The 14,916-nt window shown below is 38.8% G+C and carries 13 protein-coding genes; 9 read left to right on the forward strand and 4 right to left on the reverse strand.

From position 1 onward, the window contains the following. Positions 1–32: 32 nt before the first annotated feature. The 3 genes from TLET_RS10650 (at position 33) to TLET_RS04345 (ending at position 4,454) form a co-directional block, all read left to right on the forward strand. Positions 33–2,066, forward strand: a complete 2,034-nt coding sequence (locus TLET_RS10650) for an HD domain-containing phosphohydrolase (RefSeq protein WP_012002894.1) — start codon at positions 33–35, stop codon at positions 2,064–2,066. After that, a complete protein-coding gene (locus tag TLET_RS04340) occupies positions 2,044–2,568 on the forward strand; it encodes a hypothetical protein (protein WP_012002895.1) in 525 nt (174 codons plus the stop codon). Before TLET_RS10650 ends, TLET_RS04340 begins: the two co-directional genes overlap by 23 nt. A gap of 167 nt (positions 2,569–2,735) precedes the next feature. Further along, positions 2,736–4,454 carry a hypothetical protein gene (locus TLET_RS04345; protein ID WP_012002896.1) on the forward strand — a complete coding sequence of 573 codons (1,719 nt, stop codon included), beginning with the start codon at positions 2,736–2,738 and terminating at the stop codon, positions 4,452–4,454. 4 nt (positions 4,455–4,458) lie between these two features. On the opposite strand, the gene TLET_RS04350 is transcribed toward TLET_RS04345, so the two are convergent. From TLET_RS04350 to TLET_RS04360, 3 genes are read right to left on the reverse strand one after another with little or no spacing between them, the layout of a single operon-like run. Then, a complete protein-coding gene (locus tag TLET_RS04350) occupies positions 4,459–4,971 on the reverse strand; it encodes a hypothetical protein (protein ID WP_148202133.1) in 513 nt (170 codons plus the stop codon). 17 nt (positions 4,972–4,988) lie between these two features. Further along, positions 4,989–6,233: a glycoside hydrolase 5 family protein gene (locus tag TLET_RS04355; RefSeq protein ID WP_012002898.1), complete on the reverse strand. Its 1,245-nt coding sequence runs from the start codon at positions 6,231–6,233 to the stop codon at positions 4,989–4,991. A 4-nt stretch (positions 6,234–6,237) separates the two neighbouring features. Next, complete coding sequence (locus tag TLET_RS04360; RefSeq protein WP_012002899.1) at positions 6,238–6,924, reverse strand: rhomboid family intramembrane serine protease; 687 nt, start codon at positions 6,922–6,924, stop codon at positions 6,238–6,240. Between the two features lie 109 nt (positions 6,925–7,033). Here TLET_RS04360 and TLET_RS04365 point away from each other — a divergent pair, with 109 nt between their 5' ends. The 5 genes from TLET_RS04365 (at position 7,034) to TLET_RS04385 (ending at position 12,528) form a co-directional block, all read left to right on the forward strand. Beyond that, positions 7,034–8,608 carry an ABC transporter substrate-binding protein gene (locus tag TLET_RS04365; RefSeq protein WP_012002900.1) on the forward strand — a complete coding sequence of 525 codons (1,575 nt, stop codon included), beginning with the start codon at positions 7,034–7,036 and terminating at the stop codon, positions 8,606–8,608. Between the two features lie 72 nt (positions 8,609–8,680). After that, a complete protein-coding gene (locus TLET_RS04370) occupies positions 8,681–9,691 on the forward strand; it encodes an ABC transporter permease (RefSeq protein ID WP_012002901.1) in 1,011 nt (336 codons plus the stop codon). Positions 9,692–9,693: 2 nt separating this feature from the next. Further along, positions 9,694–10,590 (forward strand): nickel transporter permease, encoded by an 897-nt coding sequence (gene nikC / locus TLET_RS04375; protein ID WP_012002902.1) that lies wholly within the window; start codon positions 9,694–9,696, stop codon positions 10,588–10,590. 3 nt (positions 10,591–10,593) lie between these two features. Next, complete coding sequence (locus TLET_RS04380) at positions 10,594–11,556, forward strand: ABC transporter ATP-binding protein (protein WP_012002903.1); 963 nt, start codon at positions 10,594–10,596, stop codon at positions 11,554–11,556. 12 nt (positions 11,557–11,568) lie between these two features. Next, positions 11,569–12,528 carry an ABC transporter ATP-binding protein gene (locus TLET_RS04385; protein WP_012002904.1) on the forward strand — a complete coding sequence of 320 codons (960 nt, stop codon included), beginning with the start codon at positions 11,569–11,571 and terminating at the stop codon, positions 12,526–12,528. Here the strand turns inward: TLET_RS04385 and TLET_RS04390 are convergent. Then, positions 12,525–14,024: a methyl-accepting chemotaxis protein gene (locus TLET_RS04390; protein ID WP_012002905.1), complete on the reverse strand. Its 1,500-nt coding sequence runs from the start codon at positions 14,022–14,024 to the stop codon at positions 12,525–12,527. The genes TLET_RS04385 and TLET_RS04390 overlap by 4 nt on opposite strands. Positions 14,025–14,108: 84 nt before the next feature. Between TLET_RS04390 and TLET_RS04395 the strand changes: the two genes are divergently transcribed. Beyond that, the gene (locus TLET_RS04395) at positions 14,109–14,894 is read left to right on the forward strand and encodes a DUF368 domain-containing protein (RefSeq protein ID WP_012002906.1); all 786 of its coding nucleotides are present in this window, start codon (positions 14,109–14,111) and stop codon (positions 14,892–14,894) included. Positions 14,895–14,916 lie beyond the last annotated feature (22 nt).

Here is a 14,916-nt window from a genome sequence, read left to right on the forward strand (position 1 = left end):
AGCGTGTTACCACAGCTTGAGAGGGGGATTTAATGAAAAAACTCCTTTTTATCATTATTTTTCTGGCCATTTTTTCGTGTGGCTTTTCAAAAAAAATAGTAGTTGCTACTGATATAGATTATCCTCCATTTACTTATATAGATCAAGATGGGAAACTAATTGGAATAAGCCAACAACTGTGGACATTGTTTTCTGAAAGAACAGGTATAGAAGTAGAGCTTATACCTATGAACTGGAGTGAAGCTCTCGAAAAAGCAAAAAGATCCGAAGTGGATGTTCTGGATCTTGTTTTCATGACGCAGGAAAGAAAGGAATTTTTAAATTACACAATTCCTATCTACACAATTACGAGCAGCATTTATTATGATCGTGACTTACCAGCTATAAATAATCTTTCAGATCTTTCACCATACATAGTAGGCGTGAAAAAAGGTGATGCATTGTATGAAATAGCCAAAAAATCATCCTCCACTGTGCAGTTCAAATTTTATGACACATACGCTCAATTAGCTGAGGCGATAAAGAACAGCGAAATAGAAGTTTTCTTGATGGATGACATACCGGCTCAATATTATCTGCATAGATATGATTTGGTATATGAGATAAGAAAATCTGAGCCTTTCAGTTCAAACCAGCTTTACTGGGCTGTTCCAAAACCAAAATCAGAAATTTTACAGATTTTGAATGAAGGTTTAAACAAAATATCGCCACGCGAGATAGATCAAATAATTAACTCAATGATACCTGAAAGTCCGTCAATAAATCCAGAAATGGTAAAAACTATTTCTATCATCGCACTTTGCTTTGCCGCCGGGTTTGTTGTCTTTGCATTCATCAGCCAATATCTAAAAAAGATTGTTGAAAGATCAAAGATAGAACTTCAAAAGAGAAATGAAGAACTGAACATCTACAATGAAGAGCTGGAAGCTCAAAGTCAGGAAATCAAAGCGATAAACGAAGAATTGGAAGCAAGTTTAACTGCTCTTGAAAAAGCAAATCAGAGGCTTATGGATACTTATACTTTGATTAATGAAGTGTTCAATCTGGAAGAAGACGAGGAATCTTTCTTACAAAAGGCATTTGATCTGGTTTTCGATATGTTCCCCAAAGCATCTGCCGGAGACGTCTCGCTTTTTGATAAGGGAACATTGAGAATTGTTAAATCATATGGTTATGAAAAAGATACAATAAATTTGCTAAAATTACCAGTCAGTAAATTGAAAGTGCCAAACACAGCTGTTCTTATAAGAAATTTAAATTCACTGAGTCAGGAAAAGGTGCTCGAAAATACTTATGTGAAAGTTGGAAAGATGGCTTCTAAGCCATCACACACGATGATTGTTCCAATGAAGTTTGGAAGTGAGGTTTTGGGGAGTATTTCTTTGCACATAGTTGGTGGAACGGAGGTTTTTTCTGAACAGGATTTAAAGCTTGTAGAAAGTTTGACTAAGCTGATAGTCTCTTTTTTTCTGGTAAGAAGGTATATAAATGTTCGAGAAAAACTGCATAATCAAACAGTACTTGCACTTGTGAAAGCCCTGGAGTACTATGATGAATACACCCAGGGCCATTCTCAGCGAGTAGCAGAGCTTTGCAAAAAGATGGCCCAAAAGCTGTCATTACCGGAGAAGCAGATAGAGCTTGCGGCACTTTTGCACGATATAGGAAAAATATGTGTTCCCCAAAATATTTTAAACAAAGAAGGTTACCTAACAGATGATGAATTTAACCTCGTTAAGCAACATCCAGTTAAAGGATTTGAGTTAATAAGCGCCGTAGAGGGTATGCAAAATGTAGCGAAGATAATACTTTACCATCATGAACGTTATGATGGCAAGGGTTACCCCATGGGTTTGAAAAACGACGAAATCCCTGTTGAGTCTCAGGTGATATTTATAGCAGATAGTTTTGATGCCATGACTACGGCCCGACCTTATAGGAAGGTTCCAATGAGTTTTGCGGAAGCTTTAGAGGAAATCAAACGTTGTTCTTCAACGCAATTTAATCCAAAAATAGCAGAAGTTTTTATCGATATAATTAAAAATGATCTGGAGGTGGGAATATGAAGAAGCTGGGTTTATTGTTTCTCTCATTGTTGTTGATTCTTTTTGGTTGCGCCGAGCAACCAGCCACATAACGATAGAGGATCTATCGAGAGATCTGACTAATGCTATCCAGAAACTTATAGAAGGCGATTTGAATCAAATCAAAACTTACGTAAAGATCCTTTCTGGAGATGTGATAAATGTTCAAAATGATTATCTCAATCAGTTGAAAGAGACACTGGGCGAGCTTGGGAAAAGAGTTGAGTATCAGGGATATCGAGATGCATTTGAAACAAAGGCAGGAACGCCTGTTTATTCCTTTGATATAGGTATGAAGCCAGACATTGTAGATAAAGTTTATCTGCTTGATTTATTGTTTGTCGATGATGCTTATCAGTCAAAGAAAATATACACTATTCCATTTATAACTCTTAAAGATGAGGAGGATCTCAGAATTTATCTGTCAGTTATTTTCATAAGGGAAGATTTAACTATTATTTACCCCAAACCAATTTCGATGTAATTGCTTCATGTGGGGAGATTTCCCATTAAAGTTGGTTTTTTTGATAAGATTAGTTAAATATATAAGACAGTTAATGGTTACGAAATCTTTTTGTCGTACAAGTTTGCTGCTAATCTAATAAATATTGTGATATAAATGAAGAAAAAGCTTTTATTCGAGGTGATATAATGAGCAGAAGTTTTATAATAGACGGTTCTATTATATATACTAATTACAGTCAGATTATCGGTCAGAGCAAATTTGAAGAACTCCTCAGAGAGTTTGTCGATATATTAAAAGAAAAACAAAGTCCTTTGCTGAACGCGCTGAATGCATTCAAAGTAAACAGCGATTATGATGTTCATAGATTTACTGAATATCTCCATCTTCTCACCATGAGAAATATAAAAGAAATAGGAAATATCATCTATTATGTTAATCCAAAAGATTTGGAACGTTTCATAGAAGCCTTTTACACTTTCTGGCGCTCAAAGCACCGATTTATGGTACGTAACGAAAAATACGCTGAAGACTACAACAGAAGAGCGAGCATAGAATACACGGTTACCATGATAGGAGATCAGTTCAAAGCTACGATAAAAAATCTATACAGGGAACTAATGATGAATGTATCAAACACCTTCCCGACTGTAATGAGGCAACTACCCAGTGGTGCGCAGGTAATGTTTCTGATACAGGAGCCAAATGGTGAAAAGTACCGAAAAAATGAATGGGTAACGAAAATTCCCACTGTTTGGGGAGCTATTTTCGATCCGCCTGCAATATTTTACACAAAATCTAACAAAAGGCGCGGTATTTTACCAGTGGTTGAAAAAGATATACTCAGCGAAATAGCACTTGATCCAAATGAATGGTACAGATTTGCTATTTATGTTGGAGATCTATTGATGTACAATTTTGTTCACGTTGAATATTTAGCCCATGGTGCCGGGTTAGCTAACCTTTTTGAACTTGCAACCCCGAAAGATCTCGAATCCAGAGAACCTGACGGTATTTTGATATTTGGCTTGCCTGCGGATAAAATACCAGGTTATAATGAGAAATGGAGAAACGGAGTAATATTCAAGGAAGAAGACGGCTATACCGGAGTAATACCTGCTTTTGACGAGAACGATTATTTTGGATATATGAAAAAAACTACTCTGACTATACACAATCTTATAAAAATTGATCGTGGCAAATTACCTATACATGGTTCCATGGCGCGTATTACCTTAAAAAGCGGAAAGAGCGTTGTTGCGATGTTTGTTGGTGATAGCGGTGCAGGAAAAAGTGAAACGCTTGATGCACTCAACAGATTAGAAGAAGTTGCACAAATTGATACAATTATTGATGATATGGGGAGCCTTGACATAATAGATGGCCATGTTGTAGCTTTTGGTACGGAAACAGGTGCTTTCGTAAGGCTTGACGACCTGCCCCCCGGATTTGCCTACTCAACCATGGACAGGAGTATATTTATGAATCCTGATCAGATTAATGCGAGGGTCATTGTTCCGTTCAACAATTACAATGAAGTAATCACCCCAACTCACATTGATTTCTTTCTCTATGCGAATAATTATACGGAAGTTCATAATGATGAAGAGCGGATAGTCTTTTTCAAAAATCCAAATGAAGCGCTTAAAGTTTTTTCTGAGGGAAAAAGAATGAGCAAAGGTACCACTTCAGAAACCGGTTTAACGAACTCATATTTTGCTAATCCGTTTGGAGCTATTCAAAGAAAAGAAGAACATCACAGGATAGCAGAGCACTTCATAAAAAAGATGTTCGAAACAGGTGTCAAAATTGGTGAAATCCGAACAATGCTTGGCGTGCAAGGGTATGAAAAAGAAGGAACTATGCTTGCCGCCAGAGCACTTTTAAAAGTTATAGAGCAGATCTGATATGCTACGTTGCTTTGATCAAAACAACCAGATATTGTTTTGGAGTTAAAGTAATATTTGTCTTAATAGTTTGATCATTGTCAAAAATGTGCTTGATTTTTTGCTCGTCCCAGGAAATGTTTTGAATCAAATAAAGTTTGTCAGATGACAAAGGTAACCGCAATTTTTTCACCCTTACTGCATCGTTGTCTGTGTGATAAAGATTTATGCTGGTTTGCTTAGCGATGTACCTGTAAAATAAATGGGATTTGTCTGTAAAATTCACTGATTCGCTGGTTGATAAAATATGTTCGATTGGAAAATTGCAGAAGAAAACCTTACCTTTCCCAATTGTATTTTCTATCAATCTCAACTCGCGTTTATCTAAGTTCTGGACTTTTACGTTATTCGGGCACTTTGAAAGAGGGGCGTAAGATTTTTCCCATATCCCGCAATGATCCGTTTTAATCACCCAGCTGTTATTTTCGAAGGAAAGAGAAATTGATTCATTCAAAGCACTGTTCAGACCATATTTCAAATTAAACTGACAGCTTGTCAACTTATCGATATTGTGAGACCAGATACCCTGTTGAAAACCACTGTGGTGGCAAGATATTTTCTCTCACTTGGTAATATGACAAGTTTGTATCGTTTCCAGCGTTTTAAATCTGCTTCTTCTGCAAAATCAATAGAGAAACCGGCTTTCGAAGACATTGTTAACGCCTGAAGCATGTGTTTGAATGTTTCAGCTGGACTGTCGTGGCTGAATGGGTATTGAGTATTATAGTAACTCGGGACAAGAATAACTGCTTCACTATTTTCCATCTGTGAATTTCTCAGGTTTAAAACAAACTTGCTGAAGTTTTTAACTTCTTCAGCGGCGGCTTTTAAAACCCCATTTTCTCTTACAATACCAAATTTCAATTCAAATGGGTGATGTATATAGGGCTTTACTGATACAAGATCAAAGTCATTCAGACACCAGTTAATTGCTCCTGAAGCACCGGATAAGAGAGAATTTAACAGAACTTCCCTGTAGTACAGAGCTATATTCTCGTCTGAAGCTTGAGAAGATGACGCGCCAAATTCTTCAAGAAAAACTGGTAATCCATATTGTGAAACAAACCTCACTGTGAACTCGCTTAACATTGAATGTCTGTACTCGTCGGTTTCACTCAGGTACAAATGTGGGCCGAAGAAATCCACAACATTTGATAATTGCTTTAAATTAAATCCATTTTCCCCGCCAAAGGCATTCCAGCAACCATCTCCTGTGCCAACTAATCTATGCGGGTCAATTGACTTTATTGCTTCTGTCAGTGATTTAACCCACCTTATTATATTGTCTGGTGTATCGGCACTCCCATAAATAGGCATTTCATTTGAAAGAATGTAGCCGTAGATCGATTTGAAATCTTTTATCTCTGAGACCACATTTTTTACAAAATATATTTGCTGTTCAAGCATAAACGGATCACTGTAAAGATTTCTTGATTCTCTGAAAGCAATATCATGGTTTTCACCAGACATATGCCCAACGATAAATGTTGGCATTGTTTGAATACCGATATCTTCACACAATCCAAGAAATTCTTTATACCTTGCGAGATGTTTTTCACTAATAGAGTTTGGCGCGGGAAAAAATGTTGGCAAATACAGAAAACTTCTGCACAAGCTCATGCCAAGATCTTTCATTGTATGCAGCTCTTTTTTTATAATCTCCGGGTTGTAGTATTCATCTTCCCACATCATAAAAGCACCGCTTTTTGACCAGTAATTTGTGCCTATCAAAAATTGCATCTGATCACCTCGCAGAAAAACTTACAAGCAAAATGAAAGAACTGGCTATTGATACGCCACATACAATGGCGATTATTTTCCATAATAAAGACCAGCTTTTTCTCGAATAATAAGCAGGTCTTGGGGAAAGCAAATATCCAAGAAGCATGCCGAGAGCAAAACCACCAACATGAGCGGCATTGTTGATGCCGCTGCCTGGTATGAACCCGTAAATTATGTTAAACAAAATCATTGGTAACAAGGCATAGCCAGTAAATTGTTTCATGAAAAAAGGTGTGTCTCGCCTGAAACCAAGAGAAAATAATATCCCTACCAAACCAAAAATAGAACCGCTCGCCCCTACGGAGATTGCCCTATAGTAAAAAAGATGTGTTGCGATATTGCCGACAACCCCTGTTGCAAGATATGAAAAGATAAATTTTTCTGGGCCGTAAACAGATTCAACGATTGTCCCAAAATAAAAAAGGGCATAAGAATTGAAGAGCAAATGAAGCAACCCGCCATGCACAAATATAGCTGTTATAAGCCTGTACCATTCTCCATCACTCACCAGAGGACCGTACTGAGCGCCAAATCTTATGAATAGGTATGTTTGACTGCGGAAAGCTGACAGATTGCCAGCAAAAAACATCACAATAGCTATTAAAACATTAACTGCTAAGATGATGTGTGTTATTTTCAACGTTCTCACACTGCGGCACCTCCTGTGTCCATTATAAACTACCACAAAAAAGAAATACTTGAAAAGAATCCTTGTCTATGGTATAGTTACATTAAACCTATTGCAGGGGGGAAAAGTTATGTGGCGAAAAGCATTTTTGGTTGTACTAACATTTTTAGCGGTTTTGAGTTTTGCTAAGACCCCAAAAGATACTCTTGTTATAGCAGGCAACACAGAGATATTTATTACTCTTGATCCGGCTGTCTGTTATGAAACATTTGCATCTGCGGTGGTAGAGGCAGCATACGCTGGACTTGTAAAAATTGAGCCTGTTAACGGTGTTTTTACACCTGTACCGGAGCTTGCTGAAAAATGGGAAGTTGTAAATAAGGGTGATGTTACCGAATGGATTTTTTATTTAAGAAAAGGTCTGGTATTTGCCAATGGAGATCCATTGACGGCAGAGGATGTTGTTTTCTCTTTCAAAAGGGCTCTGACTATCAATAAATCTCCGGCATGGTTATTCAACGAACTTGGTTTAACAGCTGAAAATATGGAACAAACAATCGTAAAAGTTGATGATGGCACCGTGAAATTAGTTACCAAGCCCCTTGCCCAGAGCATCGTACTTTCAATACTCTCCGGTCCGTGGGCAGGAGTTGTGAACAAAAAGGTTGTACTTGCGAACGAAGTAAATGGTGACCTCGGTCAAACATATTTGACTGATAAATCGGCTGGTGCTGGTCCATACCAGGTTATAGAATGGAAGCGTAAAGAGCAGGTTGCGATGCAGGCAAATTCAAGATACTGGCGCGGCGAGCCAACATTGAAGAGAATCATAATAATGGATGTTCCGGAAGAAACAACGCAATTCTTGTTAGTACAAAAAGGTGATGTAGATGTAGCATGGAATATAACACCAGAACAAGCCGCACAGCTCAGAGAAACAAAGGGAGGACCTGTTAGATTGATTGTAACTGCCTCTCAATCAAATGAGTATGTAGCCATGAATGCCCAATGGGGACCGTTTAAAGACGAACGCGTCAGGCTTGCCATAAAATACGCTATTGATTACGATGCGATCATAAAATCAGTCAGAAGAGGTTTTGCAATTCTCAACCAAAGTTTCATACCTATCGGATATCTTGGTTTTTCAAACAACAACCCATTTAAGAGAGATGTGGAAAAAGCAAAACAGTTGCTGGCAGAAGCAGGATACCCGAATGGGTTTGAAGTTGAGTTGTTGACCAATACAACAAATATTCGTCAGAATGAAGCCGTGGTAATCCAGGCTAATCTTGCAGAAATAGGTATTAAAGCAAATATTTCCCTGATGCCCGCGTCGGAAATGTACGCAAAATACAGACAACAGGGCACACAAATAATCGTCGCTGGCTGGGGAATAGATTATCCCGATACAGATAATCTGGCTAAACCTTTCGCTGATTACAGAGTAAAACAACTTGCGTGGCGAAATATGTGGTATGATGATTATGCAGCAGATCTTGCAGAAAAGGCAGGATTAGAAATGGATAACAATAAGCGTGTCGAGATGTACAGAGAACTTGAGAAATACTGGATGGAAAAGGGTCCATTTGCGATGCTTTATCAACCAGTCAATTACTGGGCAGTCAGTAGCGATGTCGTGGGTTTTGAAAAGGCAGGAGAAGGTTACAGTTTGATTTTTGATTTCACTAAAATTTCCAAGAAATAATACTTTAAGTACAAAAGGTGGTGGGGAATCCCGCCACCTTTTATTTGAGATTTTGGGAGGATTTTTCAGAAGATGAAGCTTACATCTTTTATTTTAAAAAGACTGTTGCTGATGATTCTGGTTCTTCTGGGTGTATCTGTAATAGTTTTTGTGGTTGCCCGAGTTATCCCAGCTGATCCTGTCGGAGCCATCTTGGGAGGAAATGCTCCACCCGATCTGATTGATGACATGAGGCATCGCCTTGGGCTTGACAAACCTTTGATAAACCAATTTCTCGATTACATGTTCGGTTTATTGAAGGGGGACCTTGGTGTATCTTTAAAGAGCAATAGACCCGTGACCACGGATATAGCTGACTTTTTTCCGGCAACACTTGAGCTTGCGATTGCTGCAACTTTCGTGTCGATTTTGCTCGGTATTACACTCGGAATTTTTTCAGCGGTGTACAGAAACAGATTCATAGATCATTTTTCGAGGGTTTTCTCAATACTCGGGGTATCCATGCCTGTTTTCTGGACAGGTCTGTTATTGCTGCTGCTCTTTTATTACAAGTTAGGATGGTTGCCAGGAACAGGGAGGTTAAGTCTTTTCACTCCAGCGCCAGATAGAATAACAGGTTTATTAATTATTGATTCATTGCTGACTCTAAACTTTGAGGCTTTTAAGGATGCTCTATCTCACATAATTCTACCGGCTGTGGTTCTGGGATATTCCGCCACGGCTTCCATTGCAAGAATTACCCGTTCGAGTATGCTCGATGTTCTCAGACAAGATTATATAAGAACTGCAAAAGCAAAAGGCATTGGCAAAAGATTGGTTATATACAGGCATGCCTTGAGAAATGCATTGATACCTGTCGTGACAATTATTGGCTTAACTTTTGGTGGTTTACTTGAAGGCGCTGTATTGACTGAGACAATCTTTGGCTGGCCAGGGCTCGGCAGGTACATTGTCAATGCGCTTTTATTTCTGGATTATCCTGCTGTTATGGGTGGTACTCTCTTTGTGGCTGTTGTTTACTCACTGGTTAATCTGGTAGTTGACATAATATATGCTGTTTTAGATCCGAGAATGCGTGTTTAGGGGTGATTTATTTGACAGATTTGAAAACAGAAACAGCTGTTTCCAAATGGAGACCGATTATAGAAGACTGGAAGCACACTTTTTATTTATGGAGACGCGCTAAATTGGCTATGATTGGAACATTTATCGTAATAGGTTTCATTCTTATGGCAATCTTTGCTCCCTTGATTGCACCATATGATCCGGTGAAGACAGATTTGCCCAGCAGATTGCAACCACCAAGTGCGCAGCACATATTTGGAACTGATCAATTCGGTAGAGATATTTTCAGTAGAGTTATGTATGGTGCACGTATTGAGGTCTGGATCATATTTCTCGTTACGGTAATCAGCGGAGCAATTGGAATAGGTGTTGGCGTGACTGCCGGATATTTTGGCGGAGCCATTGATGAAATATTAATGCGTATTACAGATATTTTTCTCGCTTTTCCACGACTTATTCTTGCGATGGCTCTCTCCGCCATGCTTGGGAGAGGTTTAACTAATGCTATAATCGCTATTTCCTTGGTTGAATGGACTGTCATCGCGAGACTTGCTCGGGCGGAGGCAATGAGGGTTAAATCCCAGCCTTATATCGAAGCAATAAGAGCCGTGGGCGCTGGTAATTTCAGAATTCTGTTTTTCCATGTTTTGCCGATGTGTTTATCGCCCGTTCTTGTTCAGTTGACATTGAGAATGGGAACGATTATTTTGACGGCTGCCGGGCTTGGTTTTCTTGGTTTGGGAGCACAACCTCCTACACCAGAGTGGGGCGCCATTGTAAGCGATGGGAGGAGTTATTTGGTACAGCAGTGGTGGATTTCAACCTTTCCGGGTTTATTCATAGCTATAGTCGTGCTCGGTTTTAATTTACTTGGTGATGGTATCAGAGATATACTCGACCCAAGACTCAGGAGGTAAATTATGAATCGAGGCTCATTACTGAATGTCAGTAAATTACGCGTGGTTTTTTATACTTACAGAGGTGTTATAAAGGCTTTAAATGGTGTGGAGCTTTGGTTGAATGAAGAAGAGCGACTTGGGATAGTCGGTGAAACTGGTTGCGGGAAATCTGTCACAGCACTTTCAATAATGCGTTTGATAGAACAACCAGGTGAGATAGTATCAGGTAATGTTTTATTTAACAATCAGGATCTTTTAAAACTTGATGAGAATGAAATGGATAAAATAAGAGGGAAAAAGATTTCTATGATTTTCCAGGAGCCAATAGCAGCACTGAATCCGGTTTTTAAAGTAGGCTTCCAGATAGCTGAGACAATTGCTCACAGCCGTGAAATAACAATAAAAGATGCATATTCTCAGGTTCCTGAAGCACTTGAGATGGTCGGACTTGATTGGCAAAGAACGAAAGATCTCTATCCGCATGAATTGAGTGGGGGTATGGCCCAGAGAGTCATGATCGCTATGGCCTTAGCAGCAAGGCCAAAGCTTCTCATAGCAGACGAACCAACTTCTGCGCTCGACGTTACCATACAGGCTCAAATACTTGAACTGCTTGATAAATTGGTCACCGTCGGAAAAAATGCGGTTATACTGATTACTCATGATCTTGGAATTGCTTCTGAATTTTGTGATCGTGTTGCTGTTATGTATGCTGGAAATGTTATTGAAGTGGCTAAGAGCGAGGAAATATTCAACAACCCACTTCATCCATATACTAAAGGATTGATTGAGTCAATACCTGTGATAGATAAAAGTAGAGACCTTAAAGGCATAGCTGGTACTGTTCCTGATTTGGTTGATCCACCGTCGGGATGCAGATTTCATCCGAGGTGCAATCGAGCTTTCGACAAATGTTCAAGTGAATTGCCATCGCTTTTAGAAATTGAACCAGATCATTTCGTGGCATGCCACCTTTACAATTAGGAGGCGTTGTTTGTGGAAACATTAGTCAAAGTTGAGAATCTGAAAAAATACTTTGAGATCAGAAAATCCTTTTTCTCAAAACCTCTGTATGTGAAAGCAGTTGAAGATGTGACTTTCCAGATACCAAAAGGTTCTATATTTGCTGTAGTAGGGGAATCCGGGTCTGGTAAAAGCACGCTTGGAAGAACTATTTTGAAGCTTATTGAACCAACGTCTGGAAAGATATTCTATGGCGGCAACGACATAAGTAAATTAACTCGCAAAGAAATGATGGAATACAGACAAAAAATGCAGATTGTCCAGCAAGACCCCTACAACTCTCTTCACCCGAGAAAGCTTATAAAAGATATCATTGGTGAGGGTTTGAAGATTCATTTCGATATGAGATCAGATGAAATATATGTAAAAATCAGGGATATTCTCGAACTTGTTGGTTTGAGAGAAGAACACATGTTCAGATATCCACACGAATTCTCTGGAGGGCAAAGACAGAGAATAGCAATAGCCAGAGCGCTTGTACTAAAGCCAGAATTTGTGGTACTTGATGAACCTACCTCTGCATTAGATGTGTCCGTTCAGGCGCGCGTCCTTGCACTTTTGAAAGAGTTGCGCGAGAAATTTTCACTCACTTATCTGTTTATAACACATAACCTGGCAGTTGTCGATTATATGGCGACGAATGTCGTTGTTATGTATCTTGGGAAAGTTATGGAGCTTGGTTCTAAAGATGACATTTTCAAAAGAGCTGCTCATCCTTATACATCTGTTTTACTTGATTCCGTACCGACTGTGGGGAGAGGGAAAAGAAAGCACTCTGTTCCACGTGGCGAAATACCTAATCCGGCAAATCCTCCAGAAGGATGTGTTTTTCATACAAGATGCCCGAAGGCACAGAGTATATGCCAGCAACAGGTTCCCGATTTTATCGAGGTAGCCCCCGGGCATTTTTGCAGATGCCATTTTTGTCGTTAAATTTTTTCCTGTTCGATTTGTTTTTCAAGGCGTTTTAGTATCAGATTTGCTCCTGCAACGCCTTTGAATGTATTGTTTTTTATTATAGAAAAAGCCACTGTTAAAACCATGTTTCCTGTAGCACGGGACTTAATAGGATCTGACACTGTCCAGTCTGTTTTGTTTTGCTTCAAGTAGTTAAAATATTTTCTGTCAGATATATTTCCTTTTTTGCCTGTGCTGGTTATAAAGTTTCCTTTTTCGTCTGCTATAAAAAATGCTTCGTAAATGTCGCCTTTAAGCTTTAAGAAGTCCCTTACTTTGGGCTCAAGGCTTGTCCAGTCAAGTTTCTGGCATTCATCAGATAAGATTAAATCACGTAAATCTTCAAGTTCTTTTACCAGCCATTTTCTTGTTCCAGTAAGCGTTCTGAGTTTAAGAGACTTTATTGTGAGAATTTCACTGCTATTCGAAAGATTCCGCGAAAGTGTGCTGAGTTGCTGAACGGCTTTGTCGGTTTCTTCCACAAAGTTGAGTATTTCACTTGCAGTTGTTGCGTTGCTGTTCACGGCGGATTCTATTTCCTGGGTAGATCGTATTTGCGAATCTATCGCATACAGAACTTCGTTCACTATATTTTTGAATTCAGAGATGCTCTCTTTTAATTGTGAAAGAGAAGAATTGAATTCTTCTCCAAAAGCCACGGTTTTTTCCACAGAATCAACAACTGTATTGCTTTTATCGATTGATTCATTAATAGTAATCTCTATATTTTTAACCTGATCAGAAATTTCCTGGGCAGATCTGTGAGATTGTTCAGCAAGTTTTCTAACTTCATCAGCGACAACAGCAAAACCACGTCCATGTTCACCAGCTCTTGCAGCCTCTATTGCCGCATTGAGAGCCAGAAGGTTTGTTTGCTCGGCTATTTGTTGAATTACTTTTACCATTTCCCCTATCCCCTGGGAAACTTTTCCGAGCCTGCCCATCGTTTGAACGAGATCATTCAGCCTTTCCTTAGCAACGAGATTTTCATGAGAAAGATCATCCACTTCTTTTTTCAACTTTAAAACATCCCGTTCAAGGTCTTCAAATTTGTATTGCATCTTTCCGGTACTTTCTTCTACCATTTTGGCGCTATTTGCAATTTCATTTGCTCCTGATGATGTCTCTTCCAGAGAAGCGGTGAGTGACTGAATCAATTCTGATATTCTTTTAGACCTCTGCGAGAGCGTGTTAGACATACTTTCCATTTGTTTTGAGGCATTGGCGAGATCTTCGGCATCTTTTTTAAGGCCATCTGAGGATATGAAGAGCTCTCTGAAAAGATTGTTTGTTTCGTCTGCCTTATCTTGAATGGACTTTACTTGAGACGGCTTTCTTCTGAGGAAATTTCTTATCAGTACAAATACGATGATGGCACAGAACAGTATAGAAGTTAACAACTGTGAGTAAGACGTCCTGAACAGAGAAAAGAGCAATCCTGCGATACTAACGAAAACAATGACTATACTCATTGTTATACCTCCTCGAAAGTTTATCGATTTTATTATATATTAGAATTGTTGTAGAATAGCTGAAGACGAAGCAGGAGGAAGAAAATGATTAGAGAATTCATCTGCGGTTTTCTCATTGGCCTGGCGAATCTTGTGCCTGGAATAAGCGGTGGAACAATTGCAGTTGTTTTGGGGATTTATGAGAAATTAATTATGGCGATTGTTGGCATCCTCAAGTTAAAATTTTCTAAGGATCAGCTGAAAATGGTTTCTTTTGTTGGCGCAGGTTTGGTCATTTCTATTGTACTCGGATCAAAATTTGTAAACTGGTCTCTAAATCATGCTGCCGGCTTCACCTACGCAGCATTTTTTGGCTTTGTTGTGGGTACTGTACCATTTCTGGCAAAACAACTTGGTAAAATTAAAATTCATTACATAGTGTTTGGAATCATTATATTCCTTTTCTTGGAATACTCCAGTATATCCTTCAACACTTCAAAATTTCTTTTTCCAGTTGTTGGTTTTATTTCAGCTTTTGCCATGGTTATACCTGGTTTGAGTGGCTCTCTTGTTATGCTTATTTTTGGTGTGTATAACGATGTATTGAGTGCAGTAAGTTCAATGAAGATAGATTTACTGTTTTTGTTTGGTTTTGGTGCAATCTTTGGTTTGATTTTTGCTTCTATTTTTATGAAATATCTCTTTGAAAAATTTCTTGTTCAGACAAGAAATTTCATTTTTGGGCTGGTGATAGCGTCACTTTTAAAGATTCAGCCATTCGATAAGCAGAGTTTTTCATTATATGGGTACCTTTGCGTGATGGTTGTTATAATAATTACGGGATTAGCCTCATTTCAACTCGCAAAATCTTCAAAACTCGAGCAGGGGTAGTTATGATATAATTTTCATTCGA

The organism is Pseudothermotoga lettingae TMO (assembly GCF_000017865.1).
Classification (GTDB): domain Bacteria; phylum Thermotogota; class Thermotogae; order Thermotogales; family DSM-5069; genus Pseudothermotoga_B; species Pseudothermotoga_B elfii.

Excerpts from the sequence above, each read along its gene's own strand:
- TLET_RS04340 (WP_012002895.1), top strand. The coding sequence starts at position 2,044 with ATGATCTGGAGGTGGGAATATGAAGAAGCTGGGTTTATTGTTTCTCTC.
- TLET_RS04395 (WP_012002906.1), top strand. The coding sequence starts at position 14,109 with ATGATTAGAGAATTCATCTGCGGTTTTCTCATTGGCCTGGCGAATCTT.
- TLET_RS04345 (WP_012002896.1), top strand. The coding sequence starts at position 2,736 with ATGAGCAGAAGTTTTATAATAGACGGTTCTATTATATATACTAATTAC.
- TLET_RS04355 (WP_012002898.1), bottom strand. The coding sequence starts at position 6,233 with ATGCAATTTTTGATAGGCACAAATTACTGGTCAAAAAGCGGTGCTTTT.
- TLET_RS04390 (WP_012002905.1), bottom strand. The coding sequence starts at position 14,024 with ATGAGTATAGTCATTGTTTTCGTTAGTATCGCAGGATTGCTCTTTTCT.
- TLET_RS04380 (WP_012002903.1), top strand. The coding sequence starts at position 10,594 with ATGAATCGAGGCTCATTACTGAATGTCAGTAAATTACGCGTGGTTTTT.
- TLET_RS10650 (WP_012002894.1), top strand. The coding sequence starts at position 33 with ATGAAAAAACTCCTTTTTATCATTATTTTTCTGGCCATTTTTTCGTGT.
- TLET_RS04365 (WP_012002900.1), top strand. The coding sequence starts at position 7,034 with ATGTGGCGAAAAGCATTTTTGGTTGTACTAACATTTTTAGCGGTTTTG.
- TLET_RS04370 (WP_012002901.1), top strand. The coding sequence starts at position 8,681 with ATGAAGCTTACATCTTTTATTTTAAAAAGACTGTTGCTGATGATTCTG.